This is a genomic window from Acinetobacter sp. YH16040_T (assembly GCF_024605785.1).
GTDB classification, from domain to species: Bacteria; Pseudomonadota; Gammaproteobacteria; order Pseudomonadales; family Moraxellaceae; genus Acinetobacter; species Acinetobacter amyesii.
This window is the reverse complement of record NZ_CP094541.1, coordinates 3,036,077-3,051,402: the sequence shown is the minus strand read 5'-3', so window position 1 is coordinate 3,051,402 and position 15,326 is coordinate 3,036,077. Positions and strand designations below refer to the sequence as shown.

The following is a 15,326-nucleotide window of genomic DNA, read 5'->3' as shown; positions in this document are numbered from 1 at the left end:
AATATGAGTGCAATAGATGAATATTATGCCGCTTTAGAGCGTCTAAAAGCCAATAAGCCGACCGTTCTACCGAAAGGATTTGCGATTAATAATGACACAGTGGCACTGGAGGCTGGACGTAAACGGGGTTCGATTAAGAAAAGCCGTCATGCCGTATTAATTGAGGCAATTGAGCTAGCTGCACTGGAAGCAGGGCAAAATGTTCTTTCACCTGCACAACAGATTGAACAAGCAAAAAGCAAGACCAAGGCGGTTAAAACTGATTATGAGCAGCTTGAGGAATATTATGAGAAACTGCTAGAAAAGTGCAATTCGCTGTTGCTAGAAAATTTTGAGTTGAGGCAAAAATTGTAAATTTTTGAATCTGCTCATAAAAAAGTCACTGAGTTTACATTATATTCAGTGGCTAGATTCACATAAATATATGGATTGATTCTTTAAATTATTTCCATGGTCGCAAATCAACGATTTTCACTACTTCTCCTGTATTTTTATTGACTAATACAGTCATGTCTATTTCATTGGCCTTAAGAGGAAGAAAAGCATTCGCTTTAGGATATTTTGCCAAAGCATCCATAACACTTTTTTCATTATTATAATCTTTAAGCTCTTCTAAATTTTTTGCGCGTTGTTTTATTTGCACTTTGGCTTGAGCAAAGTTTACATAGCGTTCAGGTCGTTGAGCTAAAGAAATACCAGCAAAGACTTCCTCAAACATATTTTGATTACGCTCTTCTGAATTGCTTGCGAATTTAACAGCTACAAATTGCGGTTTAAGCCAGGAGGGAGATTGAAATTGTTGTTTTGCTTGGCTAATATGGTTCTGTATAATTTCATTTTTACGCACTAATTCAAAACGATCAACATTATACACAATCCATGCAGGGCGGGCTTGTGAGATTGAATACAGACCATAAATTAGTGCTGCGCATTGAAAGAGAAAAATAATTGCTAGATCAAACTTTAAGGTCTTTTTCTTTTCTCTATAAACAATAAACCCTAAAAGAGGACCAAGTATAACATCAATGCCTAAAAGCATTAAAAAAATATATAAAACATCTGTTGCCTTTGCTAATGGACTTGGATACCAAATATTAAATACCCAAAGTAACGCCACTATAGAAATACAAATTGAGATGAATAAATGCCACTTTAGAAATTGGTAACGTGTAATTCTCATCTAATTGCTCCGTGATATCCCAAATTAGCAAAAAAAAAAGACTGGTTAACCAGTCTTTTTTTAAAAAAATTAGCGACAGTTTGACGGTGCTAATTTCGATTCCAAAGAGGGATTATTTGCAGGTATAACATTCGCAACAGCTGCAGTTGCACCTTTTGCAACACATTGCCAAATGATTTGACTAGCCGCAGGAGTATATGCAACAGCAGCACCAGAATTTGCTGCAGCCCGAGATGCAGGTAATTTAGCCGCAGCACCATCATCACCATCTTTAGTATATGGAAGCAACATTAACGTACCATCATCCTGAACTGGCTTATCAAATGTAATTGTAATCAAACCTGAAGTATCATCTATCGCAACTGATTTAACATTTGCTGTAGGAGATGGCGCTTGATAGCCTAAGCTATAAATTGCTGCACTTGATGAATTTTCAACCACTGCTGCTTTCGCAGCTGCAGCCAAAGAAAGACCCTCAGAAACTTTTGCACGTTTTGTATAGTCTTGGTATGCAGGAATTGCAACTGCAGCCAAAATACCAATAATAGCGACCACAATCATCAGCTCGATCAATGTAAAGCCTTTTTGAGCGTTCATAACATTCTCCACAAATGTTTTGTTAATTTAATTATAAGCTTTGTAAGCTAATTTATACTTTGCACAAAGTGTGCCAAAGTATATTAACTAATTATTTCTAATGAAATCAATACATTGTTTAATAAGTTAAAAATCTTAAAAATCCACAAAGTAAATTTATGTAACTAAGTGACAAAAAATGTCAGTTTTTGGAGATTTTTGAGATGTCATAATGCATGTTTTCTATATTTGAAAATGCTAAATTCTCAGCAGTTAAGCAAGCAGACAACTATATTAGTTTAGTGATGATTACTTGTGTGGGGATGAAAGCAATTTGAAATTGAAAGTGCTGTTCTATGCGGAATGTTTCATACATTGGGGAGTAATAGGATGAAATGGCTTAAAAAATTCAAAATAACCGAACGAATATCACGGTAAACTATAGAAGTTTTGCCTATGCAATTTGGTGATGACGAAGCCACCCGACGTATTGTTCTGCATCATGCAAAATGTGTCATCCATCAGCATTGAGAAGAACTACAAAAGTTGACTTATAAATGAGTCTGGATTTTTTATTCCATTTTTAGCCTATCTAGATTTAAAAATATCTCACAACCTGTCTGCTTTTATAAAAATTCATCCTATCATACTCAGTAAAAGCCATTTTCTGATATGGACAAATTGGAGAAATTTGTCCATTTAAAACGATGTCCATATGGATAAAATGAAGAATGAAGTAAAATAATATAATTCAATGACTTGATGCATGTCCATATAAAGTGACTTATGGAATGTATCGAATTAATGATTGTTGTTGCAATTATCGGTATTCTTGCTGCAGTTGCGATTCCTGCTTACCAAGACTATACCGTACGTGCGAAAATTACTGAAGTGATTACAGCAGGTGCTTCTGCTAAATCTGCAATTTCAGAAGGTTTCCAAACCAATGGTATGGTTGGTGTGAATTCTGCTGCTCAAGCAATTAGCAAAGGTACTTCTAGTGCTCCTATCAGTAAATATGTGGAGTCAATCGAATCGCCATTCGTTGTAGGTGAGCCTGATGATACGGTTACAGGTGTTATTACTTTAACAACGACTGCGGATGCGAGTTTACCAACAGATGCTCAGCAAGAGACAATTATGTTGACTCCATATGTTGATGTTGCAGGTACACCTACAGCTTTAACTGCTGGTCAAGATGGTTCAGTTCAATGGGCATGTGAAACTAGTACAAATGCACAAGCATTGTCTCGTTTCCCTGACATCGGTGAAACAGAAGCTACTTTACCTGCAAAATATGCACCATCTGAGTGCCGTTAATTTTTACGACTGAGTAAAGATGATTAAAAACCCGCTTTTTTAGCGGGTTTTTTTTACACTATTTAAAGGCGTTGTAATTTAATTTGACTGCAGCATGTTCTATGTTTATGAAAATTCAATCTTGGTTAAAATCTTCCTATCCAGCGCCAAAAACCAAAGAAATCATGCAAATATTATTTTGCATTGCATTGCCCAATTTATTTTTTTTAGCTGCGGCAGCATATACCGCTACGTCTAGACCTTTGCTGGATATCGATTATCTCTTTGCACTTTTTTTTCTGCTTATTCCATGGTCAGGCAGCCGTATATTGGGCGGATTATTCTTTATTGCGGCAGTCTTTTTTGATGTACTGATGCTTGTGATTCAAATTTTTCCATTTATGGACTTTGCTGCAATTCATTATCTTTTGCCTTTTGTATCTGTTGCACCTGTGCGTTATATTGCAGCTATTGCTGGCTTAATTATATGCAGCAGTTTGATTTTATGGATAAATCTATACTTAACACGCCAACAGAAAATTCTCTATCCACAATTTATCATTGTCCTTTTGTTGATTTTTTCTTATCCCGCTATGATCTTGGGGTTTACTTATGCTGAGTTTAAAGGAATTTTAGGTAGAGATAATTATTATATTGCACATAGCCAAAGCCGTTTATATCATGAAATTACCCAAAGCTATTTTTGGGAAGCTACAAATGTTGTGCCGAAACTTATGCCGCTTTCTTCAACTCAGCCCAGTGCAGCTCAGCAGCTGCATCAACCATTCAGTCCTAAAATTTTATACATTGTGGCAGAATCATGGGGGCAGTTGCGTAATGCTGAGGCGCAAAAAAACATACTTGCACATATAGATGCACAGCAGCATAAATTGGCATTTATTGAACACGGTACTTTTCAAACATCAGGAGCAACTGTTGCAGGGGAGTTACGGGAATTATGTACCTTAGCATTAGAAAATGATGGATTTGCATTAAAAAAAATAGCTAAAAGTCAGTTTGAAAAGTGTTTACCGAATCAGCTTAGAAATAAGGGGTATCAAACTTATGCGCTGCACGGTACAAGCGGTTTACTTTATGACCGTACTGACTGGTATAAAAAGGCAGGATTTCAACATACTTGGTTTGGTGAAAACTTTATGGGTTTACGACGCTGCACTGCATTTAAAGGCGTGTGTGACAGTGAGTTAATGAAAGAGGTTGGGCAAACATTTAAAGAGACCAAAAAGCCATTGTTTTTTTATTGGATGACACTGACTTCACATCAGCCTTATTCTAAAAAAGATATTCATAATCATCGTTTTGACTGTCAAAAATATAACATGAAACAAACAGGTGACGCTTGCCATAATGCACAATTGCAAACTCAGTTTTTTGATGATTTAGCATATCTTATTCAAAAACCAGAAATGCAAGGCGTGGAAGTGATGGTTGTAGGCGATCATCAACCGCCTGTTTGGGGTGAGGAGATTCAGCATATTAAACCGCTGACAGTGTCTTATTTGCATTTTAAAGTTAAAGCCGTACAGGATTAATAGATATCTTTCATAAGCCAAAAATGATCATTAACTTGTAGCAATATTGATATTGAAAGTCCCTTCTCCTTGAAAAAGAGAGGGAACATTTTTGTGAATTACGTATTGATTAAAAACAGACTTATGAAAGAATCCTAATATAAATATAGGTTGTTATATTTGAATCAGAATTGTATTTTTGTGACAGTTTTTGCATTAAAAGGTATTTTATATTTTTAATTTGTTGATTTACATTAATATTTTATATGGCATAAATATTGCTTTGTTGTGCAAAAGATATGAGACGTAACTCTTATGCGCAAATATTCTGGTTTTACGCTGATTGAGCTGATGATCGTGGTGGCGATTATTGGCATACTGGCCGCTATTGCTGTGTCTGCCTATCAGGTTTATGCTGCCCGTGCCAAAATCAGCGAAGCTATGATTCAAGCCAGTCCTGCAAAAGTTTTGGTCAGTGAGGCTTTCTTAACCAATGGTATCAGCAGTTTGGCAAAAATTTCTCAAGAATATAATGTCCTGCCGGCAGCATTGAAACAAACGCGCTATGTCTCCGATATTCAAATGGATAGTCAAGGCGTTATTACGGTAACTTTAACTGCTCAAAACAATGTGGGTTTACCCTCAGCGGTTTTGGGTAAAACATTGGTTATGACCCCCAATGTAGGCGGAGTAAAATTGGCAAATACGATAGGCAGTATAGATTGGGCTTGTGCCTCTGGCAGCAACACAACGGCTGCTGTAAAAAACTTGGCGGCTGATATAGGAACTTTACCTGCTTTATATGCTCCGCCTGAGTGCCGGTAATTTATGTAAGGATTCAATATGTCTATTAAGAACTTTGTGAATGAAATATTTATGCAGCAGATTTCATTAATTCTCGAAACACCGAAAGGAGGGGAGGTCGTAGAGGTGTGGCAGTTTGTGAAAAATGAAAATACTCAGCCAACAACTTATGATTTTGTTGAGTATTTAAATTTAGATGGTTTTTATGGTTGTAAAAATTTAGATGAATTAAAAAATAAATTTCAAATTATTATTCAAAATAAAGTAGAAGAAGGATTTGATTTGAAGCAGATTATAAATGATGGCGGGGAGCAGATAGTAACTCCTTTAGAGCAAAAAGAATTACTTGAGAAGGTTGGTCTGTATCAAATTAAAGAAGTACTTATCTTTAAATAATTATTAGGGAATTGAGCTGTGTCCAAACGCTTTAAATTTTTTCTCCATCATTTATCTATTTCTTTTCTAATTACTTCATTAGTGATGGGATTGGTCTTTTTTATTTGGTATCCCACACCATTAGCAACGGCAGTTGGCGTGACAAATATCTTTTTAATGCTGCTGGTTATTGATGTAATTTTAGGGCCATTATTAGGGCTGCTTGTTTATAAGGAGGGCAAAAAAACGCTCAAGTTCGATCTTAGCGTGATTGTTCTTATTCAAATTGCTGCATTAGGTTTCGGAGTTTACAGCATAGCGCAAGGTCGCCCTGTTTGGATTGCATATAATGTAGATCGTTTTGAATTGGTACGTAAAAATGAAATGATTACCGACCATATAGAACAAGCGCTTCCTCAATTTCAAGATACTCCTTGGTTTAAACCACAATGGGTGGGAGTGGAATTTGCCAAAGATGCAAATACTCGCAGTGATGACCTATTTGCTGAAGCTTTAGGTGGGATCTCGATTGCACAGAAACCTGAGCGCTATATCGATTTTTCTAAAGTGAAGTTACAGCTAAAGCAACGCACAATAAGTTTGACAGAGCTTAATGATTATAATGATGCACAACAAGTCGATCGTATTTTATCGAAATATCCACAAGCAACTGCTTTTGTCCCTTTAAAAGCCAACAGTGTGGATATGACAGTCCTAGTCAATAAAGAAACGGGTGAAGTAGTGAAAATAGTTGATCTTCGACCATGGAAATAAATCCAAAACAATATAAAAAAACCTGCATCTAAACTGCAGGTTTTTTTATTATTGATAGAAAAGCTTTACATCTGACTCTGAATATAATTCTCAATACTCACAGTTTCAATCAAATCTAACTGAGTAGTGGCCCAATCCAACCATTCTTCTTCTTTCTCTAAAATTTCCTGTACCAAATCGCGAGTCACATAGTCCAGTTGCTCTTCCGCTAGCTTAACCGCTGCTTGTATGGCCTCGATATTTTCTTTGACCTTACGCACATCACAGTTCAACACTTCAACGGTATGTTGGCCGATATACAGCTTGCCCAAATGTTGTAAGTTTGGCAGACCTTCTAAAAACAGAATACGCTCAATAATTTTATCCGCATGCTTCATTTGACGAATCGATTCTTTATATTCAGCAGAACCGAGTTGCTCAATGCTCCAATCGTTAAACATACGTGAATGAAGAAAATATTGGTTAATTGCAGTTAAATGATGATAAAGCACCTGATTTAACTGATTAATTACATCACGATTGCCTTTCATGTCTGACTCCTTAACTGCAATAAAGCTCGAATTAAGCAATATAAATTCGATATTAGAATAGAAATATCTTAAACAACAAAGTGTAATTTAGCGAGTGTTTTATAGAACAGCAAATGAAAATCACAATCAAAACAAGGCACTAATTTTCAGGTTTTAATAAATAAAAACCCGCTTAGAGTCAGAAGCGGGGGAGGAGGAATGGTCTGAGACCATTGGTTTTATAATTATGATTGTTGAGGAAATTTAAAAGCTTGGCTTATGCAGCAATTGCGATACGGGCTGCAATTTGTGCAACTTCATCACTGATGATCATACGTGCTTCAGGAGCACAGCGACCACAACAGGTGCCTAAATCGAGCATATCGCGAACTTCACGATAGCTTTCTGCACCATTGGCAATTGCATCTTTAATGTCTTGATCAGTAATACCACGGCACAAACAAACGTACATGAAATAAAACCAAGTGAATAAATGGGATAAGTAATATTATTGATAATTATTATCGTTTGTCAATAAAAATTATTTAAAAATGCTTTTAAAGTGATTGAGTTTTTGAATAAAAGCTGTCATTTAAGCGGAAATCTGAGTAATGCTCAGATTTCCATGAAAGGCTTTTGATCTTTTAGTATGAGATATTTCGCGAAAGGCTTAATCAGAGTTTACTAAATTATTGATTAATAATCACCACGCCATCCATTTCAACTAGTGCACCTTTTGGAAGGCTAGCAACACCGAGTGCTGCGCGTGCAGGGTAGGGTTGAGCAAAGTATTCGCCCATAATTTGGTTGACCAATTGGAAGTTAGAAAGGTCAGTGAGGAAAATATTCAGCTTAGCGATATCTGCTAGCGTACCACCTGCAGCTTCACATACCGCTTTTAAGTTGTCGAATACACGGCGAATTTGAGCTTCAATGCCTTCTACCAGCTCCATGCTATATGGATCTAAGCCAATTTGACCTGATAAATACAAAGTGTCGCCCACTAAAATGGCTTGTGAGTAAGTACCAATTGCAGCGGGTGCATTTTCAGTATGGATTACCTGGCGGGACATCTATTTCTCCTATTATCATCACAGACACAACATATATAAATAAGCGGTGTCAGGTTAGCTGGCAACTTTCGCAGGCTCAGCAATGGCAACAGGTTGTGCCAAACGACTGATGCGTGGGAAGCCAAAATGCATTCTTAAATTACGGATAATTTCGGCAATTTGTTTACGGTTATGTACAACAATATTCACATAGGTTTTTTCTTCATGTGAGCGGACAGTCTCTACACCGACTTTTTCTTTACGGCATAGATAGATCAGTTCTGAAATTTGCTCATCATTTAACAGCATGTTTAGGCATAAATAGGCTGTAAAACTAATGTCTTCACTGTCTTCTGTGGTCCAGTGTAAAGGCATGATATTTTCAGGATGTAAATGCTGTTCATGTAATAAATTATGACAACGTGAACGGTGCACAATTAAACCACGACGTGATAAATGACCTTGAATTGGATCGCCTAAAACTGGGTTGCAGCAGTGCGCATATTTAACATCGACACCGTCAGTGCCCAAGATCAAGCGTGCAGAGTTTGAAGTCTGAATGGTGTCTTGAGCATATAAATGATTGGCAACCAATTGAGGTAGTAAGTCACCCACGGCAATCTGTTCAAATAATTGTTCTTTATCATTTAAATGACGCCAATTCAGTACATTTTCCCAATCGGCTAATGTCAAATCACTCACAGAACGGTTAAAGAGTTTTAATGCGCGATTTAAAGCTTGCTGACCAACTAAACGTTGTTCGTCTTGGTCTTGGTCACGAAGGATATTTTGTAATGCACGACGGGCTTTTTGGGTATTAATAAAGCTGAGCCAGTCAGGATTCGGTGTTGCAAGAACATCGGTGATAATTTCAACCACTTGACCACTTAGTAATGGTGTTGAAAGGGGCTTGGTTTCCCCATTAATTTTCGCACCAACAGCATGGTTGCCCAAAAATAAGCTTGCTGAATAAGCAAAATCAACAGCTGTTGCACCCTGAGGGAGTTCATGCAAATGACCGTGTGGGGTATAAACCCAAATTTTTTCTTGATGTAGATAATCCAGTAATTCACTAAATGTGGTCTTTGCACATGCGCCATCGACTAACACGTTTAAATTTTGCATGGAGGCTTGGATCGCTGAACGACAAGCTTGCGGTGCATTTTCACCGAGGACCACACCAAAGCGCGCTGCTTTACGCATCAGCTCTGTTTGGATGGTCAGAGACAAAATAGTTTTTTCACCTTTTAAGCGCATCATCAGTGACTGGTTTCCACCAGGGAGTGGGCGACGGATATGATCGGCGTAATTTAAAACTTTAAAGCTTTCTTTGAGGATGTCTGCAAGTCGGTCACAGTCTGCGATACTTTGTAAAATAATTTCAAAGGCATGACTATGGGTGAGCTCTTGCAGATCGATATCGTTTTTTACAAAGTGACGAAGTAATTCAATATTATTATTTTTCTTTTTAATTCGACCTGAAATATGGTGCTGTTCAAGTAGGGTAGTGAGGTTGTTTTCCCACTTGGTTTGGTATTCGCAGCGTTTCGGTTTGGTTTGTAATAAAGCTTCTTGAACATTGTTATACATATCTAAATCTAAATTTTGATAACACAAATGTTCAAGGTTGTCGGCCATTTCATTCATACCGACAAGACGTGCCATAGGTACAAAAATTTCAAAGGTTTCTTGGGCAATACGAGCACGTTTGTCAGGGCGTAAAGCACCTAGTGTGGTCATATTATGATAGCGATCTGCTAGTTTAATAATAATGACACGTGGGTCTTGTAGTGTGGCTTGCAGAATTTTACGGAAAGATGCTGCCTTATTATATTCTTTATCACTAGAGTGGCTGAGTTTTGTGACGCCGTCGACGAGTTCAGCAACGGTCAGGCCAAATTTTTCAGTAATATCTTGTTTGGTAAATTCAGTATCTTCGATGACATCATGTAGTAAAGCGGCCATTAAAGTTTCCGCATCAAGACGCATATGCGCCAAAATACAGCTCACCGCAATTGGGTGAAGGATGTAGGGTTCGCCACTTTTACGTGTAATGCCATCATGGGCAATATCCGCATAGTCGCAAGCTTCAAGCACGCGTTCGACATCACTTACTGAAAGGTAAGCGTCGATTATCACATTTAACTGTTGCTTGGCTTGGCTGACCATTGGGCCTGGCATAGAACACCCTTTTACTACTGATTTACAAATGAAACGGTTAATACTTTAATGAAATGCATATTGCATGACTTGTCAATTTTTTAGTTTAAAAAAATGAAAATCTTTTTCGCTTGCTTTGCACTTCTTAAGCTTATGTTATAACTGTTCTGAGTAAAATATTAAAGAGAATCCATAAAAAAAGCCTAGTTAAAAACTAGGCTTTTAAGGTCAGGTTTATCTTATTGGAAAGAAAAACCGTCTAAGTTTAGGTTATTTGCAGAAAGTGCAAGGTCTAAACTTGAAGTTTGGTAGTCTTGTTCACGTTGTTTCAAAATGTCTTTAGAAACGTGACCCGCTGCGATTTCACGAAGAGCAACAACGGTTGGTTTGTCATTGTCCCACTCAACAGTAGGTTCGATACCTTGACGTGCCAATTGACGCGCGCGTTTGCTTGCCACTAGTACAAGCTCAAAGCGGTTGTCTACATGGTCTAAACAATCTTCAACGGTTACGCGTGCCATAAGAATTCTCGTTTGAATATAAAATTTTAACAGACTGTGCAGTATAAGGTGCTTTGTCTATAGACTCAAGTTTTAATCACTGTTCCGTAGGGGTGATTAATTTCTCAATCAGTTTTTCATGGCGCATAGCTTGTTGTTTTAAAACAAGACGATTGGCAATAATCACGGACTCTAAGTCATGCAGTGCTTTATTAAAGTCATCATTAATAATGATATAGTCAAAATTAACGTATTGCTGCATATCTTCTACGGCACAGCTAAGACGATGTTCAATGACTTCAACAGAGTCTGTACCACGATTGGATAAACGTTGACGTAAATCGAACTGACTCGGAGGGAGAATAAAAATTTGTCTAGATTCAGGAAAAAGTTTACGAACCTGTTCAGCACCTTGCCAGTCAATTTCAAGTAAAACGTCATGACCTTTGGCCAATTGTTCTTTTACTGTGCGCTGTGCAGTACCGTAATAATTACCAAAAACTTCTGCATATTCAATGAAGCCACCTTCATTTACTAAAGATAGAAAATCTTCTTTTTTTGCAAAATGGTAATGTACGCCGTCTAATTCGCCAGGACGCTGACCACGAGTGGTATGAGAAACAGAGACATGTAAATTGTTTACACGTTCAAGCAGGGCTTTAACGAGGGATGTTTTGCCCGTTCCCGAAGCAGCAGAAACGACAAACAAGAGACCCGACATGATATTTTTCCTGATATGATAAAATATCTTCTCTATTTTAGAGTAGACGCGCGCCAAACAAAATAGTCAGACGTCTATTGTTTACATTTATTTCAAGTGATACCCGTAAAATTGAGTGGGCATTGAGGATTCTATGGAAATTGTTTTAGCTAATCCACGCGGTTTCTGTGCAGGTGTTGATCGCGCCATCGCGATTGTGAACCGTGCACTGGAATGCTTTAACCCCCCAATATATGTGCGTCATGAGGTAGTACATAATAAATTTGTGGTGGACGACTTGCGTCAACGCGGTGCGATATTTGTGGATGAACTGGATGAAGTACCTGATGACAATATTGTGATCTTCAGTGCGCATGGTGTATCTAAAGCGGTACAACAAGAAGCTGAACGCCGTGGGCTAAAAGTTTTTGATGCGACCTGCCCTTTGGTGACCAAGGTGCATATAGAAGTGACCAAGTACGCACGTGAAGGTGTGGAAGCCATTTTGATTGGTCATGAAGGTCACCCTGAGGTTGAAGGGACAATGGGCCAATATGACACCAAAAATGGTGGTTCGATTTATTTGGTTGAAGATGAACAAGATGTTGCTGATCTAAAAGTGGTGCATCCTGAAAAAGTAGCGTTTGTAACTCAGACAACGCTTTCTATAGATGACACAGCAAAAGTCATTGATGCCTTACGTCAGAAGTTTCCTGAAATTCAGGGGCCGCGTAAAGATGATATTTGTTATGCTACTCAAAACCGCCAAGATGCCGTACGTGATCTGGCTGAGCAATGTGATGTTGTACTGGTTGTGGGTTCACCGAACTCTTCGAACTCGAACCGATTACGTGAATTGGCTGAACGGATGGGTAAGCATGCGTATTTGGTAGACAATGCAGATCAGTTGCAACAAGAGTGGTTTGATGAACACACTAAAATTGGTGTAACTGCAGGGGCATCTGCACCTGAAATATTAATTAAACAAGTAATTCAGCGCCTACAAGATTGGGGAGCAAAAGCACCGCAAGAGCTTGATGGCCGCGAAGAAAATATTACATTTAGTTTGCCAAAAGAGTTACGTATTCCTGTAACTCAAGCATAAAGTGTTAATGACTTAACATTCTGAATTTTTTTAAGAATTGACAGATAATTGCTTTTTGGCAATTATCTGTTTTTTTATGCCTTTTATCCTGATTTGTGTTTGTTTTGTAATTTAATTAGATATTATTTTTAATAGGGTAAAGTTTGGCGCGCCTTGGGGGGAGTATGCAGAAAAATAAAGGATTTACGTTAATTGAGTTGATGGTGACGATTGCTGTGATGGCGATTATTGCCATGCTGGCTGCGCCTTCGTTTGGAGATATGTTACAGCGTCAAAATTTAAATAAAAGTACAAAAGAATTGGTTGCTACTTTAAATCAGGCAAGGGCAAAAGCAGCTTTAGAGCGCAGAGAGATAACTGTGGTAATAGGAGAGGGAGCGGACACCCCTAATAGACTACATTGGTCTCCATCTGGTAAAGCAATATTAAAGTCAGGTAATAATCTTATTTTTATGCCTAATGGATTGGTTCGAGATCCATTAAATGCAAATACAGTAATAGCGAATAATACAACTTTTGTGATTTGTGATACTGCAACGAATGCAACAGCATCTAAAACAATATCAATTTCTCGAATGGGTACAATACAACAACCTGTTGATGGAGCATGTGCATAATGAACAAAATACAACAAACAGGTGTGGGATTGATAGAAATTTTAGTCGCACTTTTAATACTCGCAATTGGAGTATTAGGTTTTGTTGCATTGCAATATCGTGCCATAGAAGCATCGAGTGAGGGAGAGAACCGAATCCAAGCTATTAATATAGCAAGAGATGTGGCTGAGAAGATTCGAGTGAATCGTGCAGCCTTAGCAACTTATTCAACAGAGCTTGCTCGAACAAATATAACTGAATTAACCACACCTAGTTGTTTTAGTACTTATTGTTCTCCTACACAAAAAGCTGAATTTGACTCTTCATTTGTAAAACTCTCCACTCAAAGAATGGGTATGACTATAAATATGATGACGTGTCCTGGTATACAAAATGGTCGCCGGTGTATTTACGTCGCTTGGGGAGATACTGCAGCGACAAATGCTGACGGACTGAATAATTGTACGACTTCGGGTCTTTATAGAGCAGATTCCACTTGTGTTGTGATGGAGGCCTATTAAATGAGACAGCAAAACGGTTATACATTAATGGAGCTGCTGATAGCATTAACTCTTGGTTTGGTCATTGTTGCTGCCGCCACTATGCTATTTTTGACAGGTGTCCGAAGTCAAGCAATGCAACAGGGTGTTGCAGATTTACAAGATAATGCTAATTTTGGACTGAATTATATTACCCAAGATTTACGTCTAGCAAATTTAAATAATCTTGCCGCAGAAATGAATGATCAGCTTTTATTGGGGGGTATTGTCCTTTCACAAAATAACTATCCTAACCCTTTAAGACCTCAACCAGATCCAGCAAATCCAACTGCAGTACCGCCACCTATGAATCAGATATTGTTAAGTTCTTCAGGTAGCGGCCTCACAAATGTAGCCCAAGGTAGTGATCAATTGGTCATTCAATACCAACCCATGACAGTAGGTGGTTTTGATTGTGAAGGCCGTGAGATCACGAATAGTAACCGCATCATTGTGCAACGTTATTTTTTAAGAACGGATGCTAATCAAGCAACAGGTGAGACTAATCCTTTAGCTTTAGCATGTGATGCTGGGCATTATGCCGTTGGGGATAATACTGTTACTAACTATGGTGATGCAGGTGAAATCATCATGAAACGTGTTGATTATTTCAGAGTTCTTCTTAATGTTGCTAATGCTACAGGTGCTCAAAGATATGTAGCAATTAATAATTATTTAACTCTCACCCCTAGACCTAGAATTTTGGGTGTGTCATTGGGAGTGTTGACGCGTTCAGCACAGAGTGTGGGAACTGATCAAGCCATGGCTCAAAATAATAATTTCACTGTATTGGATCAAACTGTGCAAGTGACAAATACTGGCAACCCGAATGGCTATATGCGTCGAGTCGTTACACAAGATGTCGCACTTAGAAATGCATTAGGTGAAAGAGAGGAGGTGCAAGATGCTGAATAGGCAGAAAGGAGCAACATTAATAGTTGTGCTTATTTTACTTGTAGCTTTGACTGTCATAGGAACACTAGCTATCCGTCAGAGCCTAGTTTCTCTGAATATTGCGACAAATGGACAAGCGCAACAACTTCTTATTCAAAATTCAGACTCAGCTACATTTAATGTAGAGAATCCGAATAATTTGATAAGAAGTCTAGCGCGTGATGGAATGTTTGGCTTTATTAAGGGATCAACAAATAAAGGTAAAGAATTGATTTTTTGCTATCGCGGAGATCAGTCACAATTTTTTAATTTATCCCGGGCCAGTCTTATTTATGAGCAAAATGGCAGTATTGTGAATAACTCTTTAGGAGTTTCTGGTTATTGTCAACTTGGTTCACAAAATTTTTTCACTAGTAATCGACGTGCTGTTTTAACACAAGTTTCTGTAAGTTTTGTAGAGGGTGGAAATGTGAAGCCCTTCCAATTTTATATTCGTGGCACAGATCCTGAAAAAGCAAAAATTGAGCAAACAGAACGTGTTGTGGTTAACACAGTTTCGCTTATTCCATCACTTTCTACAGCAACGGATGAGGAAATTAATACTTGTCTATCAACTCGTCTGAGCAATACGGATATTCCAGCTCATAGTATTGCGACCTGTTTATCTCGCTTAAATGTTCCATTTACAGTACATGTAACAGAATACACACTTGGTCAAGCATTTATTTAAG

General features: G+C 38.0%; 19 protein-coding genes. 11 read left to right on the top strand and 8 right to left on the bottom strand.

What is annotated here, in order from left to right:
* The first annotated feature begins 3 nt into the window (after positions 1 to 3).
* Positions 4 to 354: a hypothetical protein gene (locus MST16_RS15075; RefSeq protein ID WP_180092250.1), complete on the top strand. Its 351-nt coding sequence runs from the start codon at positions 4 to 6 to the stop codon at positions 352 to 354.
* Positions 355 to 442: 88 nt separating this feature from the next.
* Here MST16_RS15075 and tfpZ (MST16_RS15070) read toward each other — a convergent pair whose 3' ends face one another.
* Both tfpZ (MST16_RS15070) and MST16_RS15065 read right to left on the bottom strand, forming a co-directional pair.
* Complete coding sequence (tfpZ, locus tag MST16_RS15070) at positions 443 to 1,180, bottom strand: TfpX/TfpZ family type IV pilin accessory protein (protein WP_180092253.1); 738 nt, start codon at positions 1,178 to 1,180, stop codon at positions 443 to 445.
* Positions 1,181 to 1,249: 69 nt separating this feature from the next.
* The gene (locus MST16_RS15065) at positions 1,250 to 1,777 is read right to left on the bottom strand and encodes a pilin (RefSeq protein ID WP_180092256.1); all 528 of its coding nucleotides are present in this window, start codon (positions 1,775 to 1,777) and stop codon (positions 1,250 to 1,252) included.
* Between the two features lie 765 nt (positions 1,778 to 2,542).
* On the opposite strand from MST16_RS15065, the gene MST16_RS15060 reads away from it, so the two are divergent.
* From MST16_RS15060 to tfpZ (MST16_RS15035), 5 genes are all read left to right on the top strand, one after another.
* The gene (locus MST16_RS15060; RefSeq protein ID WP_180092259.1) at positions 2,543 to 3,076 is read left to right on the top strand and encodes a pilin; all 534 of its coding nucleotides are present in this window, start codon (positions 2,543 to 2,545) and stop codon (positions 3,074 to 3,076) included.
* 359 nt (positions 3,077 to 3,435) lie between these two features.
* Entirely contained in the window at positions 3,436 to 4,608 is a 1,173-nt protein-coding gene (locus tag MST16_RS15055; protein ID WP_257245659.1) for a sulfatase-like hydrolase/transferase, read from the top strand.
* Positions 4,609 to 4,902: 294 nt separating this feature from the next.
* On the top strand, positions 4,903 to 5,412 hold the full coding sequence (locus MST16_RS15045; RefSeq protein WP_180004783.1) for a pilin: 510 nt from the start codon (positions 4,903 to 4,905) through the stop codon (positions 5,410 to 5,412).
* Positions 5,413 to 5,430: 18 nt separating this feature from the next.
* Positions 5,431 to 5,787: a hypothetical protein gene (locus MST16_RS15040; protein WP_180004782.1), complete on the top strand. Its 357-nt coding sequence runs from the start codon at positions 5,431 to 5,433 to the stop codon at positions 5,785 to 5,787.
* Between the two features lie 18 nt (positions 5,788 to 5,805).
* Positions 5,806 to 6,540 carry a TfpX/TfpZ family type IV pilin accessory protein gene (gene tfpZ, locus MST16_RS15035; protein WP_180092265.1) on the top strand — a complete coding sequence of 245 codons (735 nt, stop codon included), beginning with the start codon at positions 5,806 to 5,808 and terminating at the stop codon, positions 6,538 to 6,540.
* Between the two features lie 65 nt (positions 6,541 to 6,605).
* On the opposite strand, the gene bfr is transcribed toward tfpZ (MST16_RS15035), so the two are convergent.
* The 6 genes from bfr to gmk all read right to left on the bottom strand — a co-directional run bounded on the left by bfr (position 6,606) and on the right by gmk (position 11,482).
* Positions 6,606 to 7,070: a bacterioferritin gene (gene bfr, locus MST16_RS15030; RefSeq protein WP_180092268.1), complete on the bottom strand. Its 465-nt coding sequence runs from the start codon at positions 7,068 to 7,070 to the stop codon at positions 6,606 to 6,608.
* A 256-nt stretch (positions 7,071 to 7,326) separates the two neighbouring features.
* The gene (locus MST16_RS15025; RefSeq protein WP_078192519.1) at positions 7,327 to 7,521 is read right to left on the bottom strand and encodes a bacterioferritin-associated ferredoxin; all 195 of its coding nucleotides are present in this window, start codon (positions 7,519 to 7,521) and stop codon (positions 7,327 to 7,329) included.
* A gap of 217 nt (positions 7,522 to 7,738) precedes the next feature.
* Entirely contained in the window at positions 7,739 to 8,122 is a 384-nt protein-coding gene (locus MST16_RS15020; protein WP_078189365.1) for a RidA family protein, read from the bottom strand.
* A 54-nt stretch (positions 8,123 to 8,176) separates the two neighbouring features.
* Positions 8,177 to 10,282 (bottom strand): bifunctional (p)ppGpp synthetase/guanosine-3',5'-bis(diphosphate) 3'-pyrophosphohydrolase, encoded by a 2,106-nt coding sequence (locus tag MST16_RS15015; RefSeq protein ID WP_180008708.1) that lies wholly within the window; start codon positions 10,280 to 10,282, stop codon positions 8,177 to 8,179.
* A 218-nt stretch (positions 10,283 to 10,500) separates the two neighbouring features.
* On the bottom strand, positions 10,501 to 10,782 hold the full coding sequence (rpoZ, locus tag MST16_RS15010) for a DNA-directed RNA polymerase subunit omega (RefSeq protein WP_067762989.1): 282 nt from the start codon (positions 10,780 to 10,782) through the stop codon (positions 10,501 to 10,503).
* Between the two features lie 76 nt (positions 10,783 to 10,858).
* Positions 10,859 to 11,482, bottom strand: a complete 624-nt coding sequence (gmk, locus tag MST16_RS15005) for a guanylate kinase (RefSeq protein WP_078192517.1) — start codon at positions 11,480 to 11,482, stop codon at positions 10,859 to 10,861.
* Positions 11,483 to 11,615: 133 nt separating this feature from the next.
* Between gmk and ispH the strand changes: the two genes are divergently transcribed.
* From ispH to MST16_RS14980, 5 genes are all read left to right on the top strand, one after another.
* Positions 11,616 to 12,566 (top strand): 4-hydroxy-3-methylbut-2-enyl diphosphate reductase, encoded by a 951-nt coding sequence (gene ispH / locus MST16_RS15000; protein WP_168378169.1) that lies wholly within the window; start codon positions 11,616 to 11,618, stop codon positions 12,564 to 12,566.
* Between the two features lie 164 nt (positions 12,567 to 12,730).
* On the top strand, positions 12,731 to 13,183 hold the full coding sequence (locus MST16_RS14995) for a GspH/FimT family pseudopilin (RefSeq protein WP_180004778.1): 453 nt from the start codon (positions 12,731 to 12,733) through the stop codon (positions 13,181 to 13,183).
* Entirely contained in the window at positions 13,183 to 13,683 is a 501-nt protein-coding gene (pilV, locus tag MST16_RS14990) for a type IV pilus modification protein PilV (protein ID WP_180004777.1), read from the top strand. Before MST16_RS14995 ends, pilV begins: the two co-directional genes overlap by 1 nt.
* Positions 13,684 to 14,616 carry a PilW family protein gene (locus tag MST16_RS14985; RefSeq protein WP_180004776.1) on the top strand — a complete coding sequence of 311 codons (933 nt, stop codon included), beginning with the start codon at positions 13,684 to 13,686 and terminating at the stop codon, positions 14,614 to 14,616.
* Positions 14,606 to 15,325, top strand: a complete 720-nt coding sequence (locus MST16_RS14980; protein ID WP_180004775.1) for a PilX N-terminal domain-containing pilus assembly protein — start codon at positions 14,606 to 14,608, stop codon at positions 15,323 to 15,325. The genes MST16_RS14985 and MST16_RS14980 overlap by 11 nt, the downstream gene beginning before the upstream one ends.
* Position 15,326: the final 1 nt, after the last annotated feature.